General features: G+C 40.3%; 13 protein-coding genes and 1 riboswitch. All 13 genes read right to left on the bottom strand.

Annotated elements, in window-relative coordinates; genetic code table 11:
- Nucleotides 1–238: 238 nt before the first annotated feature.
- Nucleotides 239–1,375, bottom strand: a complete 1,137-nt coding sequence (locus QNH24_RS03085; protein WP_283870703.1) for an acyl-CoA dehydrogenase — start codon at nucleotides 1,373–1,375, stop codon at nucleotides 239–241.
- Nucleotides 1,376–1,444: 69 nt separating this feature from the next.
- Entirely contained in the window at nucleotides 1,445–2,296 is an 852-nt protein-coding gene (locus QNH24_RS03080) for a 3-hydroxybutyryl-CoA dehydrogenase (RefSeq protein ID WP_283872724.1), read from the bottom strand.
- Entirely contained in the window at nucleotides 2,296–3,501 is a 1,206-nt protein-coding gene (locus tag QNH24_RS03075) for an acetyl-CoA C-acetyltransferase (protein ID WP_283870702.1), read from the bottom strand. Before QNH24_RS03075 ends, QNH24_RS03080 begins: the two co-directional genes overlap by 1 nt.
- Nucleotides 3,502–3,699: 198 nt before the next feature.
- Nucleotides 3,700–5,934, bottom strand: a complete 2,235-nt coding sequence (locus QNH24_RS03070) for a (Fe-S)-binding protein (RefSeq protein ID WP_283870701.1) — start codon at nucleotides 5,932–5,934, stop codon at nucleotides 3,700–3,702.
- Between the two features lie 225 nt (nucleotides 5,935–6,159).
- Entirely contained in the window at nucleotides 6,160–6,723 is a 564-nt protein-coding gene (locus QNH24_RS03065) for a cob(I)yrinic acid a,c-diamide adenosyltransferase (protein ID WP_054770258.1), read from the bottom strand.
- An 18-nt stretch (nucleotides 6,724–6,741) separates the two neighbouring features.
- Entirely contained in the window at nucleotides 6,742–8,199 is a 1,458-nt protein-coding gene (locus QNH24_RS03060; protein WP_283870700.1) for an adenosylcobinamide amidohydrolase, read from the bottom strand.
- A complete protein-coding gene (locus QNH24_RS03055) occupies nucleotides 8,196–9,197 on the bottom strand; it encodes a FecCD family ABC transporter permease (protein WP_283870699.1) in 1,002 nt (333 codons plus the stop codon). Before QNH24_RS03055 ends, QNH24_RS03060 begins: the two co-directional genes overlap by 4 nt.
- Nucleotides 9,194–10,156 carry an ABC transporter substrate-binding protein gene (locus tag QNH24_RS03050; protein ID WP_283870698.1) on the bottom strand — a complete coding sequence of 321 codons (963 nt, stop codon included), beginning with the start codon at nucleotides 10,154–10,156 and terminating at the stop codon, nucleotides 9,194–9,196. Before QNH24_RS03050 ends, QNH24_RS03055 begins: the two co-directional genes overlap by 4 nt.
- 202 nt (nucleotides 10,157–10,358) lie before the next feature.
- A riboswitch (cobalamin riboswitch) is annotated at nucleotides 10,359–10,543 on the bottom strand.
- 310 nt (nucleotides 10,544–10,853) lie between these two features.
- Nucleotides 10,854–12,521, bottom strand: coding sequence for an acyl-CoA dehydrogenase family protein (locus QNH24_RS03045; protein WP_283870697.1), 1,668 nt, complete (start codon nucleotides 12,519–12,521; stop codon nucleotides 10,854–10,856).
- 2 nt (nucleotides 12,522–12,523) lie between these two features.
- Complete coding sequence (locus QNH24_RS03040; protein ID WP_283870696.1) at nucleotides 12,524–14,026, bottom strand: class I adenylate-forming enzyme family protein; 1,503 nt, start codon at nucleotides 14,024–14,026, stop codon at nucleotides 12,524–12,526.
- On the bottom strand, nucleotides 14,019–14,408 hold the full coding sequence (locus QNH24_RS03035) for a MerR family transcriptional regulator (RefSeq protein WP_283870695.1): 390 nt from the start codon (nucleotides 14,406–14,408) through the stop codon (nucleotides 14,019–14,021). The genes QNH24_RS03040 and QNH24_RS03035 overlap by 8 nt, the downstream gene beginning before the upstream one ends.
- 245 nt (nucleotides 14,409–14,653) lie before the next feature.
- Nucleotides 14,654–16,321: an arginine--tRNA ligase gene (gene argS / locus QNH24_RS03030; protein WP_283870694.1), complete on the bottom strand. Its 1,668-nt coding sequence runs from the start codon at nucleotides 16,319–16,321 to the stop codon at nucleotides 14,654–14,656.
- Complete coding sequence (locus QNH24_RS03025; protein WP_283870693.1) at nucleotides 16,321–16,752, bottom strand: YwiB family protein; 432 nt, start codon at nucleotides 16,750–16,752, stop codon at nucleotides 16,321–16,323. The genes argS and QNH24_RS03025 overlap by 1 nt, the downstream gene beginning before the upstream one ends.
- Between the last annotated feature and the right edge of the window lie 88 nt (nucleotides 16,753–16,840).

The following is a 16,840-nucleotide window of genomic DNA, read 5'->3' as shown; positions in this document are numbered from 1 at the left end:
TTATCGATTTTGAATCTCGGTGCGACATTAATTTACTGGATGAGCAGTTTTAAGGTTCACCTGAGCAGTTTCTCTGGATACCCGAGCGATTCTATGACTCATCTGAGCAGTTTCCACGGCTACCCGAGCGATTCTATGACTCACCTGAGCAGTTTCCACGGCTACCCGAGCAGTTCTTCGCCCTACCTGAGTAATTCCTCACCTCATCTGAACAATATCAACTATGCAACATAGGATTTTATTTCAGTAAATGTTTACTAATAACTAACCGTTGAATTTCACTTGTGCCTTCATAGATTTCTGTTACCTTTGCATCGCGGAAATAACGCTCTACTGGATAATCTTCAGTGTAGCCGTAGCCACCAAAAATTTGAACAGCCTCTATTGCGGTTTGGACAGCTGTGCGTGAGGCAAATAGTTTTGCCATGGACGCTTCTGCTCCACATGGTAAACCTTTTGCACGTAAATCAGCAGCTCGATAGACTAATAATTTTGCGGATTCTACAGCAGTGGCCATATCTGCCAGCTTAAAGCTAACTCCTTGTTGTGCAAGAATCGGTTTACCAAATTGAATACGCTCTTTTGCATATGCTGTAGCTGCTTCAAGAGCTGCTTCTGCAATCCCTAAAGCTTGTGCTGCAATCCCAATTCTTCCAACATCTAAGTTAGCCATTGCAATTTTAAAGCCTTCCCCCTCTTTCCCAAGAAGGTTTTTGGCTGGTATACGGCAATTATCGAATGTGAGCTGAACTGTACGTGAGCCATGTAAGCCCATTTTCTGTTCATCTTTACCGATAATTAAGCCTGGCGTTCCTTTCTCAACTATAAACGCAGAAATGCCGCGTGTTTTTTCAGCAGGGTTCGTCGATGCGAATACAATATACACATCAGCCTCTCCACCATTTGTTATAAATACTTTGGAGCCGTTAATGACATATTCATCGCCATCTCGCACTGCCTTTGATTGTAACGAGCCAGCGTCTGAGCCGGCACTTGGTTCTGTTAAACAAAATGCTCCTAAATATACACCTGCTGCAAGCTTTGGAACATAGCGTTTCTTTTGCTCTTCATTTCCAAAATAAATAATTGGATTGGTGCCTACTGAAGTATGAACGGATAAAATAACGCCCATTACAGCACTCACCTTCGATAGTTCGTTAATAGCAATTATGTACGATGTAAAATCCATCGCAGCCCCGCCTAACTCTTCGGGTGTTGTGATCCCCATCAATCCAAGTTCACCCATTTGTGCAAGAAGCTCACGTGGAAACTCTCCTGCTTCCATACGCGCTATCCATGGTTCAATTTTTTCCTGTGCAAAATCTCGAACCATATCACGCATCATCACTTGTTCATCTGTAAACTGTAAATGCATCTATATTGTCACCCCTCTAAGTTGTCCTGCAGTATTACATTTCCTTGAAATTGTCCCATCCCCATAGGATTATTCATAAACGTAAAAGCCTCTTCCTGATTTCTTTCCTAGCCAGCCAGCTGCCACATATTTTCGAAGCAGTGGACAAGGTCTATACTTACTATCACCTAAGCCCTCATGTAAAATCTCCATAATGTAGAGACATGTATCAAGACCAATAAAATCTGCCAGTGTTAATGGACCCATCGGATGATTCATACCAAGCTTCATTACATCGTCGATTGCTTCCTTTGTAGCTACACCCTCATACAATGCATAAATTGCTTCGTTAATCATAGGAAGTAAAATTCGATTTGAAATAAAACCAGGGAAATCATTTACCTCTACTGGTGTTTTGGATAATTTCACTGTCATGTCTTCTACTGCTTTATAGACTTCATCACTAGTTGCTAAACCTCGAATAATTTCCACTAGTTTCATAACAGGTACAGGATTCATAAAATGCATTCCAATTACTTGCTCTGGACGATTAGTAACTGCTGCAATTTCAGTAATAGGAAGTGAAGATGTATTTGTCGCTAAAATAGCATGTGCTGGTGCAATTTGATCAATTTGCTTAAAAATAGATTGCTTCACTTCCATATTTTCTACTGCAGCCTCAATGATAATATCTACATCACTAGCATCCTGTAAATCTAATGACATCATGATTCGACTTAATATAGCCGCTTTTTCTTCTTCTGTTTTACGACCCTTTTCTACATCACGTGATAAATTTTTCGTAATAACCCCTAGACCACGTTCGAAAAATTCTTGCTTCATGTCATTCAATTTGACCTCATAGCCTGCCTGTGCGCAAACTTGTGCAATGCCAGAGCCCATTTGCCCTGCACCAATGACCATTACCTTTTGAATTCCCATCATTCATGTCCCCCTGTTTTTGGTACTTCAATCATAATCGCATCTCCTTGCCCACCACCTGAACAAATCGCTGCAATTCCTATGCCACCACCACGGCGCTTTAATTCCTGCGCAAGTGTTAAAATAATACGTGCTCCAGATGCACCGATTGGATGTCCTAGCGCAACTGCTCCGCCGTTCACATTGACCTTTTCAGCATCTAAATCGGCTAGTTGTTTGCTGACTAGTGCTACTGCGGCAAAGGCCTCATTGATTTCGAATAAATCAATATCTGCTAATGACTTCCCTGTCTTTTTCAGTAATTTGTTAATTACTAAGCCAGGTGTTTGCGGGAAATTCTCTGGCTCAATGGCAAGTTCTTCATGGCCGATAATTACTGCTAGTGGCTCCCTGCCTTCACGAGCTGCACGTTCCTCGCTCATGACTACTAGTGCACATGCACCATCATTTACCCCGGGTGCATTACCTGCTGTAATTGTTCCATCCTTATCAAAGGCTGGTTTAAGCTTCGCAAGTACCTCCATGGATGTACCAGCTCTTGGTGCCTCATCTGTATCAACTAGAAGCGGTTCACCCTTACGTTGTGGAATTTCCACAGGCACGATTTCTTCAGCAAAGTAACCTTTTTCAATTGCCGACAGTGCTCGCTCATGACTGCGAACAGACCAAGCATCCTGCTCCTCACGGCTTAATGAAAACTCTTTGGCTGTTGAATTACCGTAGCTCCCCATATGTGGTCTTGCCTTATCAAAAGCACATGTTAAGCCATCATATAGCATGCCATCTACTATTGTAGAATCACCCATCCGTAAGCCTGTTCGACCATTTTGTAAATAGTACGGTGCATTGGACATTGATTCCATACCACCAGCGATAATCACCTCTTCGTCCCCTAAACGAATAAGCTGATCTGCTAATGTGACAGCACGCATTCCTGATGCACAAACTTTGTTAATCGTTTCTGTTTTTACAGCTTTCGGTAAATCTGCTTTAATTGCAGCCTGTCTAGAAGGAATTTGGCCCTGTCCCCCTTGTAATACGGAGCCTAAAATCACTTCATTCACGTCATCTGGTAAAATATTGGCTTTCTCTATTGCCCCCCTTATGGCGATAGCACCTAAATCACTTGCACTTAATGCTGAAAGTGAACCTCCAAACTTCCCAAATGCCGTTCTTGCTCCTGCTAAAATAACAGCTCTATTCAAGTAAAACACCCCTTTTGTTTTACGTACTCTATGAATTATCAGAGCACCGTTGTTGACTGAACGCTCGCTCGATTTCACTCTATGAAAAATGGGAGTTTAAAGTCTCACTCCCATTTCCATTTAATCTTATTCTACAAAACAATTATTTATTGTGCAATTTATATTTTTCAGATAACTAAAATATTTCTACAATAGTTATCAATTCTCTGCGTTAATTTCTACATTCTTGTCTTGTTCGACATTGTCTACAGAAGCCACTACCTCTTCAAGCATCTCATCTACAGCTTCTTCAGCAGGGTTTACAAGTGCTTTCCCTTTTTCACCAAACACAGATCGCTCTAATAGCTCTGCAACGTCGAATGTTCCAATTGTATCCTCAACTTCTTTTGCCTTTGTACCATCCTCTAGCATCGTTAAGCAGTATGGACAGCCTGATGAAATAACTGATGCATTCGTTGCTAGAGCCTGCTCTGTACGTGCAACATTAATACGGTTACCAACATGTTCTTCCATCCACATTAAGCCACCACCTGCACCACAGCACATAGCCGTTTCACGATTACGCTCCATTTCTACAAGTTTCACGCCTGGAATACCTCGCAGTATCTCACGTGGTGCATCATAAACATCGTTATAACGACCTAAGTAACAAGAATCATGGAATACAATTGTTTCATCCACTTCATAATTCAAGGCAAGTCGATTTTCATCAATTAGCTGATTCAACAGCTCTGTGTGGTGATAAACTTCACCCTTCCAGCCAAAGTCTTGATATTCATTTTTGAAGATATTGTAAGCATGAGGATCGATTGTTACAATTTTCTTCACATCGTTTTTCTCAAATTCATCAATATTCGCTGTCGCAAGCTCTTGGAATAAAAATTCATTTCCTAAACGACGAGGTGTATCCCCTGAATTTTTCTCTTTATTTCCTAAAATCGCAAATTTCACGCCTGCCTCATTTAATAGGCGACAGAAGGCTAAGGCAATTTTTTGTGAGCGATTATCAAATGCGCCCATTGAGCCTACCCATAATAAATAGTCCATTTCCTCACCAGATTTTTTCAGCTCTTTGACTGTTGGAATATGGATTGTTGGATCAAGGTCACGCCAATTTTCTTTCTCTTTACGATTTAAGCCCCAAGGATTTCCTTGACGCTCGATATTTGTCATCGCGCGTTGTGCATCTGGATTTACTTTTCCTTCTGTCATTGTTAAATAACGACGAAGGTCAATTATTTTATCGACATGTTCATTCATAACTGGACATTGATCTTCACAGTTACGACAAGTCGTACATGCCCAAATCTCTTCTTCCGTTATCACTTCACCAATTAAAGATGGACTATAGATATCCTCAATGACCGCACCCTCAGCACCAGCCGCCATAGCTAACTGATTCCCCTTTGTATTAGCAAAGAATTGATAAGGTACCCACGGCTTTTGCTTTGTTACCACTGCACCTGTAAATGTTAGATGGTCACGAAGCTTCACGATTAAATCCATCGGTGATAGCATTTTACCAGTTCCTGTTGCAGGACACATATTTGTACAGCGTCCACATTCTACACAGGAATATAAATCTAGCATTTGCTTTTGTGTAAAGTCTTGAATGCGTCCAACCCCAATGGATGGCATTTCATCTTCACTTTCAGCATTTTCTCCAGCTTCCTCTAATGCTTCAAAGTCGATTGGCGTTAGTGTTCCTACACGATCTAGACGATTCATATAAACATTAATTGGACTAACAATTAAGTGGAAGTGCTTAGATTGTGGTACATACACTAGGAATGTTAGTAAAATTAATAAGTGTGCCCACCACATTACATAGAATACGGCTGCTGCTGCAGATGTTGGTAGGAAACTAAAAATAGCAGCAATGCTCGATGCAACTGGCTCTGTATATGTTAATTCTTCGCCATGCCAAATTAACCCCATACCATTAGCAATTAATGTGGAAACCATTAAGCCACCAATGAAAATTAATACAAGACCGTTTTTCCAGCCTCTTTTTAGACGTACTAGCTTTTCTACATAGCGACGATAAAACGCCCAAACAACTGCTACTAAAATCATTAAGACCACAAGCTCTTGGAAGAAAGTAAAGAGTCCATAGAAAATGCCTAGTGGTAAATGTGATTCAGGTACTAATCCCTTCCAAATTAAATCAATGGCTCCTAGCTGCACCATTAAAAATCCATAGAAGAACATCACGTGAATTAACCCACTCTTTGGATCTTTCAGAAGTTTATTTTGGCCAAATACATTGACCATAATATAACGAATTCGTTCTTTTACACTTTCATCAAATTCAACCTTTTTCCCCAATTGCACAAACTTATAGCGTGTTTTTAACAGATAGAAGAACAATCCTACTGCATAAAGCACAACCACGACTGTTAAAACAATGTTTGCAATTAATAATGGACTCATGGTTGGTCCCCCCTTTAGTTTGTCGTAATTTTCTCTCTTTGTGGTAAATTTGCTAGCTCATACGTAAATGTACATCATTATATTCCTATTCTAATAAATGAGTGAGCATTCAGTCAACATAAAACGGAAATATTTCTGATAATTTTATATTCTTACATTTTCCAAGAAAAAAAGCCACCCTGAATTTTTCCAAAGTAGCCGTTTTTCTTTTTCTTTACAAGAATATTACTTTTTAAAAACATTACCGCTTCGAATATATTCAATATCAGAGACCTTCATTCTACAGTTCACAACCCGTGCAGCGGCAAATAAATAATCTGATAGTCGGTTTAAATATTTTTGGACAATTGTCGGTACATCCTGAATTTCCTTCATGAGCGTTACCATTTGACGTTCTGCTCGACGTGCAACTGTACGGGCAATGTGTAAGGTTGCAGCGGCTGGGGCGCCACCTGGTAAAATAAAACGCTGTAAAGGTGGTGCTTCATCTGATAAAGCATCAATTCGGGATTCCAACACTTCAATCGGCTGCTCCGTAAGCTTATAATGACGCTCCTTCATAACATTTGCTAGGTCCCCACCTGCATCAAAAAGCTCATGCTGAATCGTTTCTAAATCAATAAGAATATCCTTAAAAAGCTCCCGATCTAATTCACTTACAGCCTTGCCAATAAATGAATTTAATTCATCAATAGCCCCGTAAGTTTCCACTCGTAAGCTATCCTTGTCAACACGTCCACCAATAAGACTTGTTTTGCCTGTATCCCCTGTTTTCGTGTAAAGCTTCATCTCTCTCATCTCCTATCATCATCCATTTTTATAATTTTTAATGGCTTGCACAGTTGTCGCAAAAACACCCTTACCAATGATCTTCCCCACCTCTGTAATAGGGCCTCCATACAACATTTCCTCACCTTTTTGTGTTGCAGCAATCAGCAAACTATCTGTAGCAGTACCTGTTGCAATGGTTCCACTTAATTCATCGCGAACATCTTCTGACTGTAATGCCTTCGTTTTTGCTTCATTTGCTGTCATCATTGCTTGGAAAAATGCCTCTTCTGACAGACTACCATTGATAATAACCCATGTATTTATAGTACCAATATATGGTTCAATCTGTCGTTCATGTACACGAGAAACATCTACAGCATTGCCAACACCAGCAGTAACAGCAACGAGCACACTGCCAAAAGTTGCTGCATATTCATTAATCGCTACTAGCCTTGTTGGAACTGCCGTTAGCATAACAACTGTACTCGTTGAGGAAAAACTCTCCTTTTGTAAAAATGCTGCAACCTCTCGCTTGACATCATTTATGACATAATCCCCTGGAACTGAGCGATTTAAGAGGCAATCATACCAGCCAATCCCTGGGTTATGAACAGCAGAAGAAACTGTTTTTAAAGGGAACTCAGATTTTAACTGAATAAAATGTTCAGTAACCTTAAAATTATCTTTGTTAATATACGCACGTTGCAGATGCTCACCCGATGCAGGCATCATCGTTATTTGTGGCTTTGGAATTTCAGGATGTGCATAGGTCGCTACCCTTGCCTGATAGACCTCTTCAATTTGTGAAGCCATTAATACTTCATGGGGTACCCCAAATGCACGCATTTGCCCCGACTCCATTAATAATAATTCGTCACAATAAAGAGAAGCCAAGTTCATATCATGTAACACCATAATAACAGTTAATCCGCATTCTACTGCTTCTTTCCGCACCATATCTAAAATTTGCCGTTGATGTGCAATATCTAAATGATTGGTCGGTTCATCCAGCAATAATATTTCTGCTGTCTGCGCTAAAGCCTGGGCAACAAAAACTCGTTGCTGCTCACCACCCGATAAGAATTCCATTGGTGTCCCCTCGTAGCGTGTCACACCTGTTTGGGCCATAGCGTGTTGGACTGCTTGTTCATCAAAGTCTGACCAACTGGAAAAAAAACCCGATTGATGTGGATAGCGTCCAAGTGACACTGCGTCTCGCACACTGTTTGAAAAGGAATTCGCATGTAATTGTGGAAGAACGGCCATTTTTTTTGCCAAAGCACGAGCATTGTAAGAACTAATATTTTTGCCATCTACTTTTATAGTTCCTGCTGTTGCTGGTAAAATGCCACTAATCACTTTTAATAGTGTGGATTTTCCGCTACCATTTGGACCTAATATCCCTAATATTTTCCCCTTTTCCACTGAAAAACTAATATCTTTGACGATTGGTACGCCATCATAGCCACCTGATAGATGTTCAACAACGATCATGCCCGTACCCCCTTACTTCTGCGCTGCTTATAAAAAATATAGGAAAAGACAGGTGCCCCAATAAATGCAGTAATAACACCAATCGGTAGCTCCCTCGGCATAATAATTGTTCGTGCGATTAAATCACAAATAATAAGCAATGTCGCACCATTTAAAAAGGACAATGGTAATAAATGACGGTGGTCTGAGCCCCAAATCATCCTTGTCATATGCGGTACGACTAATCCAACGAATCCAATTGTTCCCGAAACAGCTACTGCTGCTCCTGTCAGCATGGATCCACCTACTAAAATTAAATACTTACTTCGTTTCACATTAACACCTAAGTGCTTTGCACGTTCCTCCCCATATAACAGCACATTTAATTCCCTTCTTTGTGTCCACAGCATCAATGAACCTACAACAACAAATGGGATAATCATTTGCACAAAAGGCCAGCCCCGCATTGATACAGAACCAAGTAGCCACCCCATCACTTGCCGCAGCTCCTCGCCTGATAGGGCAATCATTAGAGAAATAAGTGAGCCTAAAAATGAACTAAAGATGACTCCTGTTAAAATTAACGTTTCCATTTTCAGTGAACGATCTACTACTCTTGCAAAGCTCATGACTGCAACCATTGTTAATACTGCCCCAAGCATACTGAAGGTTGGCAATGCATAAAGACCAACTACTGGAATTGAAAGACCAAAGAATATCGTCATTACTGCTCCAACTGATGCACCAGAAGAAACACCTAAAGTATATGGATCTGCTAAAGGATTTTTTAGCAAGCCCTGAAAAGCAGCTCCTGCAATGGCTAGTGAAGCTCCTACAAGCCCTGCTAGGAAAACTCGCGGCAGACGAATTTTCCAAAAAATATTGGCAGCCGTTTCATCAGCTGCTTTATTCCACAATACTTCTAGCGGAATATGAACAGAGCCTATAGCAGCGCCACACCAGATGCTAATGATAAGGAGCGTAATGGCTGTTACATAGGCTGTGACTATTTTACTCACTTAAACGCCTCTGGGTAGATGGCTTTCGCTAACTCTTCAAGACCCTCACCTAAACGTGGTCCTTGACGACTTGTTGTATTCTCATCTACCTGAACAATGGCTTTATTTTTTACTGCATTAATTGTGTCAAAGCCAGCACGCTGTGGTAGCTTTGTTAAAATATCAGGTACATAATGATATGTCACCACGATGACATCTGGATTTTTTGCAATAATTTGTTCGGAACTGATTTCATACCAATCTGCTGTATCTGCTGCAACATTTTCAGCATGAATCATATTTAACATTTCATTCATAAATGTATCTTTACCAGCTGTAAATATATGTGGCTCATCAGATGTTTCTACAAAGACTTTCTTTGGCTTCACATCCTTAATTTTTGCTAGAACCTCTTCTACTTTTGTCTTCATATCTTTAATTATTTTCTCGGCCTCAGGTAATTTCCCAGTTGCACGACCTAGCTGTTCAATTGTTGTGTAAATTTCATTAAAGTCCTTTGCATTTGTTACCACAAAAACCTTTAAACCGGCAGATTCAAGCTGTTCAATGGCCCCTGCAGAAAATGTCATACTCGAATTATGAGCAAACACGATATCTGGTTTTAAAGCAATAATTTGCTCAATATTATATTCCATGCCACCAACTTTTTGTTTTTCAGTTGCCTCTGCAGGATAATCATCATTATCGGTAACACCCACAATTTCATTGTTTAAGCCAAGAGCAAATAAAATCTCTGTATTACTTGGAATAAGAGAAACTATTTTTTCAGGAGGTGACTCCAGCGTAATTTCCTTGCCAACAGCATCTGTTATCGTCATTGGGAATGTTGCTTTGTCTACTTGTGTAGTTTCTTGCTGCTCAGAAGATGCCGGCTTTTCATTTTTCGCTCCTTCTCCACAGGCAGCAAGTAAGCCAATTGCTAAAAATGCGGAAAGTCCTAATTTCCAAAATTTCATCATATGAATCCTCCTAGTATATAAGTGCGTAAATTTTTACGAATTATTTTGCTGATAGATTAGTAATCGACGAAATTTATAAGTTTATCGCCCATTTTTTCAAATTTATCGACATCTTCCATACAAAACAAATACCCCTCATCCAAAGTGAGGGGTAATAATGCACAAAAATACGCAAAATCCTCCACCCTATCCTCGTAGGTTGTAACGTGTCTCTATAAAGGCAGGTCTCCTGGCTCGTGCTCCATACATTTTTTCAAGCCTTCCCGAAAAACTTTCAGTGGCGTACATTGAAAAAACTAGCACATACAGTGGCGGGACCGCATCGGAATATCACCGATTTCCCTTTTCACTTTACATAAGTAAAGAACCTTTATAATATTCAGTTGATTTTATTATACATGAAAACAAAAAAAGTCGCCTACCATCTAGACGACTTCTCCTTTAATCAATTATGCCTCGGCATAATTGCGTTCGGAATCGGCTTTGTGCTTACACAAAGAACTCCTTTTCGATTCCGTGACATCCGCCAGAGGCTTTGGGCCAACACGATGTTGGTCACTCAGGCGTTTTCACAGGATGTGAAGATCTTAGCCTGAGTTCCTCTATTTCAGCGGGTGTTTGGACATCCTCTGAAAAGTAGCTTAAATTCGGATTCATCTCACCACCTATAGAGGTGGGAAACTTCTGCTGAAAGAAGTTAAAGGATATCTGCAAAATACTGAACTGTTTTCATCGGCGCCCCTAGTTCTCTTAATGCCCATGTATGCTCTAAATAAATATCTGCCAGCTTTTCATATTTACCACCGACTCTGTGAGCCCATTCCACAGCTACAACACTTTCATACATATGCGCCATTTTTTCTGCTACCGCTTTTGCCTCTAAAGTTTTCGTTGCTTCATCCAAAGAGCTAAACGTATGCAATGTCGATTTCAATTGCACTAATTGTTCCACTACTAATTGGCTTAGGGTGCTGTTAGCTACCTTAGCTAAGCGTTCCTCCATAATACGTACAAACAACTTATGAGCTTGGAACTTATCTACTAAACGAATCAGCTCTAATGCCAGTATATTGGCAGTTCCTTCCCACACCGTAAGCACCTGTGCATCTCTTAGTAAGCGAGGTGTCACAAAGTCTTCAATATAGCCATTTCCACCATGTAATTCAATCGCTTCACTTGCATATTTTACCGCTCGCTCGGCTGTTTCCTTTTTCATAATGGCTATATTTAAACGATTCATAATCATATCCTCATGATTGCCCTGACCACTTGTCACCTTATCATACAGCTGAATAAGATCAAAAACTGTTGCTACTTCTACATGAAGCTTTGCCGCAAATTTTCCTAGTGTATCCTGAATCATTGGATATTGCGTTAAAGGCTTACCAAAGGCATAACGGTTTGTCACATAATGCTTTGCCTCTAAAAAGCCACGTCGCATAATACCTAAAGAAGCTACGGCATTGCAAATTCTTGATAGATTAAGTGCCTCTAGCATATAATAAATTCCTTTATTCGGCTCACCTACAATATAGGAAAGTGCACCATCAAATTCTACCTCACCAGAGGGAACTGCCTTCACGCCAAGCTTATCCTTTAAGCGACGAATACGAAGGTTATTCATAGTACCATCCTCCGCTCGCCATGGAACTGCAAATAATGTTAGCCCTTTAGAGCCGGCAGAAGCCCCTTGGAGTCGAGCCAGTACCATTGCTACACCGCACATGCCTACATTGGATGCAAAATATTTTTCACCATATAAACGGAACTGCTCGCCTTCCTGTCTTGCCTCTACAGCATTTGCCCCAACATCCGAGCCACCTTGTCGTTCTGTTAAAAAGGTTGCTCCCTCATAGAGCTCAGTATCACCTGTTGCACAAACATGTGGTAAAAACCGTTCCTTTACCTCATCATTCGCATAGTGATCGAGTAAATAAGCTGTAGCCATTGTTAATGTAACAGGACAATAAAAGCCCGGCTCAGCATGGGATAGTAAATACCCTTGGGCAAAGCTATATACATAATTACCCTTTCTTCCTAGTTGCGGAATATTCTTATGCACATAGCCCACAATCCCTGTATTATACGTCTCTTCTATTGTTTTTTTGTAGCCATCATTGACCCAAATTTCTGATATTTCTTCACCGTAAGCATTATAACGTTCTAATCGAGGCTCGCCCTCTCTATCTGTATGCTTCGCTCTCCTATCAATATCTCCAGCACAAAGCTCTCCAAAATCTGTTAGCTCACGTGTTGCATATTCCGCAAATTCTTTATCAAGCATTATTTCTAAAATACTATGGAGCGTATCATTATCTTTAAAAAAGTTCGTTGTTTTCATTTCTTCCTGCTGTAACACCTTCATAATTATCTCACCTCTTGTCCCTTCAAGGATTGTTTTAATATTTTGCCCGATGCATTCCGCGGAAGCGCTTCCACTTGCTCAAAAATTCGCGGAATTTTAAATTTAGCGAGATGCTGCTCCAAATAATGTTGAAGAGCCTTGTCATCAATTTCTGTTTTGGCAGCATAAACAGCCTTTACTGTTTCACCCCACTGCGGATGAGGTACACCGATAACCGCTACCTCAAAAATCCCCTCAAAGCTTACAATACAATCTTCAATTTCCTTTGGATAAATATTGACACCACCAGATATAATCACATCCTTCTTGCGATCAACAATCCATATATACCCGTCTTCATCCACACGAGCTAAATCACCAGTTTTTAACCAGCCATTTATAAATGCAGCCTTCGTCGCAATGTCGTCCTTATAGTAGCCTAGCATATTGCCTTCTCCAAATAGCACAATTTCACCTACCTCACCAGCACGTACATCCTCTCCATCCTCATTAATAATACGTAGCTCCGTTCCAAGAGGTGCACGTTGTCCTATACTTCCTGCCTTTGTCTTATGTTCCTCACCAAATAATAATGAGCCGCTTGGACCAGCCTCCGTTAATCCATAAACACATGTTAGATGATTTGTACGGAAAGCTTTTTGTATATAACTGATTTCATTTTGTGATAATGGTGCACCACCATATACCCACCACTTCATAGAGGATAAATCAGCAGTTTGCAATCCCGGCATTTGAGCTGTTAACAAATAGGCAACTGGCGCACCAAAGAAATGCGTTGTCTTCTCCTGTTCAATTGAATCCAAGAACAAATCAGGTGTAAATGTTGGGGTTAATACATGTGTCGAGCCAACAAGCATTCCCGCCATTAAAAATAAATGCAATGGAGCTGAATGCGTTAACGGCATCATTAGAAGGATGCGGCTTTCGGGCTTTACCTCCATCTCGACAGCAATCATTTGTGCTACGGTTAAAATATTACGATAGCTAAATAACACGCCTTTTGGTTTTCCTGTTGTCCCTGAGGTATATAAAATTGTCGAAGCGTCATCCTCATTGAGCTGACAATCAATTGTTTGTGAGCTGGCACTTTGAATTAATGCTTCAAAGCTTAACCAACCAGATATCTCTTGACCCGTTTTAATTTTCATTGGTATGATCGAAATATTTTCGACTGCATGAAAAATAGCTTCATGTACAAGAATTGCTGTAGCCTCTGCATGCTGTGCCACATACTCTACCTCTTGTAAGGTAAATTTCGCATTGACTGGAACAACAATTGCCCCAATACGTTGAATCGCAAAATAGCTAACAACAAACTCTACAACATTTGGCATAAAAATGATGACCTTATCTCCTTGCTGAACACCCCTCTCAAGCAAAGCATGACTAAGTCTTGTCACTTGCTCATCTAAATCGCGATAGGTCACTCGTCGACCATGACAAATCACCGCTTCAGCTGTTGGATACTTTCGGGCATTCCGTGCTAATAAATTTGAACTATTCACCGTGCATCTCTCCCTTTAAAATCGCTAATTTTTCACTAAACTTGTCATGTAATTGCTGTAATTCCATCTTCATTTGTACAAGCTCTGTTATTTTACTATCAATTTCTTGTATTTTTTGTTCTCCATATTCGACTGTTCGCTCTAATTGCTGAATCCCCGTACGATCAAAATCAAATAGCAGAACCATCTCCTTGATTTCCTCAAGGGAAAATCCATAACGCTTTCCTCGAAAAATAAGTTTAAGCTTGGCTAACTCTTTTTTTGAAAAGGTTCGCTGATTAGTAGATGAACGACTAGGATGAAGAAGCCCAAGCTCCTCATAATAGCGTATGGTTCGTGTAGAGACATTAAACTCCTTTGCCACTTCTTGAATCGTCTTCATCTTCTCCCCCTCTCAATTTCCATCAGTATACCATTGACGTTAACGTAAACTTCAACAGAATTTTCGTAATTAACAGAAAAAACAACACTTAAAGCAGTTGAATAAAACCATTTACAGAGTCTATCTGTCACTTCGCTGCTTCTATCCGCCTGTTTCTACTTTCTATCCATCACTTTGACCCTTCCATCCATCCGAGCCACAAAAAAACCCCCCAGCACAATATCATGCTAGGGGGAAAAACTTTATTACATTTTTTCTGGAGCCGATACTCCGATTAAGCGTAATGCGTTTGCAATTGTTGTGCGCACAGCAGTAATAAGGGCCAAACGTGCTTCTGTTTGTTCTTTATTTGAAGCATCTAACACTTTTTCAGCGTTATAGAAGCTATGGAAAGCTGCTGCTGTTTCTTGAATATAGTTTGCGATGCGATGTGGGGTGCGGTGCTTCGCTGCTTCAGCTACCACTTTCGGGAAATCGCCCACTTTTTTCAATAAATCAATCTCTTTTTCAGCCGTTAACAGCGTTAAATGATCTGTTGTTGCAGCAAAGCCTTGCTCATTAGCTGAACGTAAAATCGATGAAATACGTGCATGCGCGTATTGTGCATAATACACTGGGTTTTCATTTGATTGAGAAACAGCTAGGTCAAGGTCAAAGTCCATATGAGAATCGCCTGCAGTTTTAACGAAGAAATAACGAACTGCATCTAAGCCAACCTCTTCAACTAGTTCACGCATTGTCACAGCGTTCCCTGTACGTTTTGACATTTTAAATTTTTCGCCATTTTTATAAAGCTGTACCATCTGGATAACTTCAACCTCAAGCGTATCACGGTCATAGCCAAGTGCTTGAATAGCTGCTTTCATACGTGGAATATAGCCGTGGTGGTCAGCTCCCCAAATATTGATTAATTTATCGAAGCCACGAACAATTTTGTCCTCATGGTAGGCAATATCTGGCGTTAAATATGTGAACGAGCCATCATTTTTAATTAATACACGGTCCTTATCATCACCAAATGTTGTAGAGCGGAACCATGTAGCACCGTCTTCTTCAAATACATGACCATTAGCCTTTAATTTATCTAACGCAACTTCAATTTTACCGTTTTCATATAACGAAGTTTCAGAATACCAAACATCAAAGTTTACACGGAAGTTGGCAAGGTCTGTTTTCAGTTTATCTAATTCTAAAGCTAAACCATGCTGGCGGAAGAAAGCAAATCGTTCCTCGTCTGATTTGGATAAAATAGTATTACCATGCTCACCAGCAAGTTTACCAGCGATTTCAATGATATCTGCACCATGGTAGCCATCCTCAGGCATCTCTGCTTCTAGACCTAAAGCTTGCTTATAACGAGCTTCTAGTGAATAGGCTAAATTATTAATTTGGTTACCTGCATCATTAATATAATACTCACGAGATACATTATAGCCTGCCATATCTAATACATTACATAAAGAGTCTCCTACAGAAGCTCCACGTGCATGTCCTAAATGAAGGTCACCAGTTGGATTTGCAGATACAAACTCAACCTGGATTTTTTCTCCTGTGCCAGCATTTGAACGACCATAATCAGCCCCTTGCTCAAGCACTGCCTTCACAACACCCGTTAAGAAATCCTTACGCACTGTGATATTAATAAAGCCTGGACCAGCAATATCAATTTTCTCGATATCTGTTCCAGCAGTTTCAAGATTTTCTAAAATAGCTTCAGCAATTGCACGGGGTGGTTTTTTTGCCAATTTCGTTAATTGCATTGCAATATTAGTAGCATAATCCCCATTTGACTTATCCTTCGGTGTTTCAAGGTGAATACTTAAATCTGTCCCAGCCTCAACTAAGCCAGCTTTTTCAACAGCCTGCGCAATTGCCGTCTTAATGGCCTGTTGTACTTGTTCTACTGCGTTCATCACTGTACCTCCGTAAATGTAATATCTAATGTATAGTTGCCAACGGATTGCCCACCCATTAGTAGATCATACTGTACATGGAATTCTCCGCTTACTGCCTGTTTTATATACGTCATTTTTTTCGTGTGGATGACGAGTGGCATTGAACCAAATTCACTTTCATAATGACCTATTTGTTGTTCAATTATGTTAAGTGGTAGTCGCATTTTTACTGCTCCAGTACGCATAATTAATGCCTGTTCATTACCTAGCTTCATAGTTGTGCGGATGGTTTTATCCTCCTGCACCTCTTCATATTTCAAATAGATGCTTCCTGCTTTTTCAAGTAGCTGCCCTGTCAGCCACATTTCATAACTTTCAGACTCCCCATCAATAGGCCGAATCGTAGAAATGAGCTTAATGTTCACCTGCGATCTTACTTCGTTCGCCATTATGGACGCTCCCTTTTATTGTTTTTCCTATAACCTATTTATTATAGGATGAATCCTCATGTTTTTTCAAGATAGAAGTCAAGTATAT

The sequence above is a fragment of the Lysinibacillus pakistanensis genome (genome assembly GCF_030123245.1).
Lineage (GTDB): Bacteria > Bacillota > Bacilli > Bacillales_A > Planococcaceae > Lysinibacillus > Lysinibacillus pakistanensis.
This window is presented reverse-complemented; position numbering and strand designations above follow the sequence as displayed.

Coding starts and splice junctions, on each gene's coding strand:
- QNH24_RS03085 (WP_283870703.1), bottom strand. CDS start 1,375: ATGCATTTACAGTTTACAGATGAACAAGTGATGATGCGTGATATGGTT.
- QNH24_RS03080 (WP_283872724.1), bottom strand. CDS start 2,296: ATGGGAATTCAAAAGGTAATGGTCATTGGTGCAGGGCAAATGGGCTCT.
- QNH24_RS03070 (WP_283870701.1), bottom strand. CDS start 5,934: ATGAGTCCATTATTAATTGCAAACATTGTTTTAACAGTCGTGGTTGTG.
- QNH24_RS03065 (WP_054770258.1), bottom strand. CDS start 6,723: ATGAAGCTTTACACGAAAACAGGGGATACAGGCAAAACAAGTCTTATT.
- QNH24_RS03060 (WP_283870700.1), bottom strand. CDS start 8,199: ATGATCGTTGTTGAACATCTATCAGGTGGCTATGATGGCGTACCAATC.
- QNH24_RS03050 (WP_283870698.1), bottom strand. CDS start 10,156: ATGATGAAATTTTGGAAATTAGGACTTTCCGCATTTTTAGCAATTGGC.
- QNH24_RS03045 (WP_283870697.1), bottom strand. CDS start 12,521: ATGAAGGTGTTACAGCAGGAAGAAATGAAAACAACGAACTTTTTTAAA.
- QNH24_RS03035 (WP_283870695.1), bottom strand. CDS start 14,408: ATGAAGACGATTCAAGAAGTGGCAAAGGAGTTTAATGTCTCTACACGA.
- argS (WP_283870694.1), bottom strand. CDS start 16,321: ATGAACGCAGTAGAACAAGTACAACAGGCCATTAAGACGGCAATTGCG.
- QNH24_RS03025 (WP_283870693.1), bottom strand. CDS start 16,752: ATGGCGAACGAAGTAAGATCGCAGGTGAACATTAAGCTCATTTCTACG.